This window comes from Streptomyces sp. NPDC045701 (assembly GCF_056432045.1).
In genome coordinates, this window is the sequence record NZ_JBWKJV010000146.1 from 1 (window position 1) to 3,397 (window position 3,397).

1 protein-coding gene is annotated in these 3,397 nt (G+C 64.3%); it reads right to left on the minus strand.

Going from position 1 to position 3,397, the window contains the following annotated elements; all coding sequences use genetic code 11:
• Nucleotides 1-289 precede the first annotated feature (289 nt).
• Nucleotides 290-3,379 carry an RHS repeat-associated core domain-containing protein gene (locus AC07DW_RS33835; RefSeq protein WP_478861441.1) on the minus strand — a complete coding sequence of 1,030 codons (3,090 nt, stop codon included), beginning with the start codon at nt 3,377-3,379 and terminating at the stop codon, nt 290-292.
• Between the last annotated feature and the right edge of the window lie 18 nt (nt 3,380-3,397).

Here is a 3,397-nt window from a genome sequence, read left to right on the forward strand (position 1 = left end):
TCACGCTCAGCCCCGGCCGGATCGGCGCCATCACCAAAGCCGCCCTCGTCCTCAACAACGCCTGGCGATGAATTTCGTCGAGAAAACCTCACTGGCACGAATGCGTTAACTACCCGGCCTTGGATCGAGCCAGCAGACGGTCTCGGTGACTTGGCTCGCCCTTGTCGTAGCCGGTAGGCAGTCGTCGTGGTCACGCCCGCGCCGGTGTGCAAGTGGCGGGCGGGGGAGGCTCCCGTGCACGTCACAGACGCAGGAAAGAGGCCCTGCCGGTGAGGCAGCCGACGGTTTATCAAAAATCGAGCTGGGACCAGAATTCATTATTCAGTTTTGCCGCTTTACGGGAACCGAAATAAGGCTTGCTGGCCCCCATGCACCACAGGGCAAAACCGTCAGCCACCATTTCCTCCCCATCCCCGTCAATCAAATATCTATAGTCCTGAAAGTCCAGACCGGTCTTAGCCTTGTTCGAAATTAGTGCTCTCATCTTCTTCACTGGATACGTTTTTCTGATCCTGTGCAGCGCAGCATACAGCGCGTGCCCTGTCTCGTGGAGGAGGGTGAATCTTGTGCCTGGGCGGAGGTTCGAAACTTTGCACGGTTTATCGCGTGAAATGAGGACGGCTCGGTGTTGCGGATAGAAAGCCGGGATGCCCAGCGCTTCCTCCGAGTACCCCTTCTCTATTAGAAGCGTACCCGAAACATTTATTCCGATGTCAGGCAGATTGTTTTTTGTGGTGTTGCCGACATAAAAACCTGACTCTCCAGGAGAGCCCGCCCTCATGTAATCGGCTATGACCTTCAAGTATTTTTCAGGAATATAGTTGATGGTCGAAATCATTTGCTTGGCGTAGGTAGAATTATCCGAATGGATCATACCTTTAAGCAACTGCTCGGCAGAGCCATTCAATGCGGTTTCGCCGACTTTGGCGGTTCTGCTGGTGGCGGTGCCGATGGCTGCGCTGCCGCCGAGGGCGATGCCGATGGTGCCGAGGGTGAGGGAGGCGATGTTGAGGGGGTCGCCGAGCTGGTTGCGTCCTGTTGCGAGGGCGGTGATGTCGAGGGCGGCGGAGGCGCCGTCGAGGGCGGCGCCAGCGAGGGCGATGCCGACGGCTGCGGCGCTGCCGCCGAGGCCGAGGGTGAGGGCGGTGGTGATGGCGGCTGCGGCGAGGGTGATGCCGTAGATGAGGTACTGGCCCCAGTCGGGTATGGCGGTGTTGCCGGTGGGGTCGGTTTTCATGACGGGGTTGGCGTCGAAGGCCATGTAGCGGTTGAACTGGGGGGCGGGGTCGCGGGTGAGGAACCGGTTCTGGGCGGGGTCGTAGAAGCGGGCTTTGAGGTCCTGGATGCCGGTGGCACGGTGGGTGTATTCGCCGGCGTAGGTGAACGGGTTGACCCCCGCCCCGGCCGCCCCGGCCGCCCCGGCCGCCCCGGCCGCGCCTGCGGCGGGTGCGGCGGGTGCGGTGCCGGCGGGTGCTGTGCCGGTGGTGGGTTGGAGGGGTTGTGTGGTGTGGGTGGTGTGCTGTCCGTAGTCGGTGTAGTGCCAGGCGGCGTTGATGTGGCCGTCGTCGCCGGTGAGGGTGGTGGTGTTGCCGTGGCGGTCGTGGTGGAGGTAGCCGCCGCCGGTGGTGTTCGCCGCCTGCACCGTATTCGCTGCCTCGGCGGGGGTGCCGGCCTGGGCGGTGAGGGTGCGGGCTTCCCGGGCAGCTGCCTGCAGGTAGGAGCCGGTGACCACCACAGGCTGCACCCCGCCCCCGCCCTCACCGCTGGTGGTGGTGTGGGTGTCGTTGGCGATGCCGCCGGTTGCCGGGTCGTAGTAGAACCCGGTCACGCTCGTGCTCCCGCCACTGCTCCCGTCCTCGGTTCCTTCCCTGCCGGGGGTGGTGGTGGCGGTTTTGCGGGTGCCGTCGGCCCAGTAGGTGTAGCGGGTGGTGGTGCCGTCGGGGGTGGTGAGGGAGGTGGGCTGGCTGAGGGGGTTGTAGGTCCAGGTGTTGCCGCGGTGGTCCCGGACCAGGTTCCCGGCCTGGTCGAATTCCTGGGTCTTCTTCTGCCCGTCGGCCGTAATGGCGGTCAGCCGGCCGGCCGGGTCGATCTCATATTCAGTGAGGGTTTCCTTCCCCCCCTGGTCGTGGCGGGCCGTCTTGGTGCGGGTGATGTCGCCGGAGACACTGAGGGTGTAGGCAGTCTCGGTAACCGGCTCACCCCGCTCGTTCTTCACCACCGAACGCGTCAGCCGGTCATAGGCGTCATACCGGTAGCCGGTTGTGGTGACCGCATTCGTCACCGTGCCCTGGCTGTCCTTGAGCACCGCGCCAGTGTGGTTGACGGCGGGGCGGGTGTCGGACCGCTCCGTGAGGTTGCCGTGGGAGTCGTAACTGTAGGACGCCTCACTGACCAGGGTGCCGTCCGCCTCCACGGCTTTCTCGGTCTTGATCTGGCTGGCGTCAGTGAAGGTGTACGTGGTCGTGACGCCATTGCCGCGGTCGACCTTCTCCACCCGGCCCAGGCCGTCGTAGGTGTAGGTGACTTCGGCGAGAGTCTTGCCGCCGGTGCCGGTCTGCTTCGCCGAGCGCAGGGTTCCGTCACCGTTGTGGGTGTAGACCGTCTTCGCACCCGCGGCGTCAGTGGCAGCGACGAGCTGGCCGTGGGTGTCGTATTCCTGGGTGAGGGTTCTGCCGTCGGGATAGGCCACCTTTGTGACATGACCATCCGCGTCATACTCGTACCCGATCCGGGTGCCGTCCTTGTCAGCAGGGTCGGACACCTCCGTCACCCGGCCGGTGGCCTTGTCGTAGGTGTACGCCTTCCTGACCGTCCTGCTGCCGTCGGCCGAGACCGTCGCGGTCCCAAGGACACGCCCGGTGGCCGGGTCGTAGGAGGTGGTGGTGACCGACCCGTCCGGGCCGGTCACCTTCTCCACCTCACCCCGCTCGTTATAGACCGTGGAGATAACCCCGCCAGCCGGGTCCTTCTCCTCCACGACACGCCCCGCCCCATCCCGCTTCACCCATGCGCCCGAACGCAGCCCTTCGCCAGCATCCAGGCGTTTGACTACTGGACCGGCCAGATCAGTCGCCCTATACGCAGTAACAGGAACACCGGCAAATTCCTTGGGCTTGGCGGGTGCCAGGACCGCACCGTCCAGCTCCCCAGCTCTGCCATAGCGGGGACTCATGGAGACGTCGCCTGCGATCACACGAGTCACACGTCCTAGGCCGTCATACGATTGCGTAGAAGGGGGTGTGTGGGCGCCATCGCCGTGGTCCGTTGTGATGCTGATTAGGCGCTTGGCATCATCGAGTTTTTCGGTTGTCGTGGTGACTGCCTTGGCGGGGTCGGTTTCCCCGGCGGGGAGGATAGCCGTGGTCTTGGTGTTCGCCACGTCGTCATACGACATGAT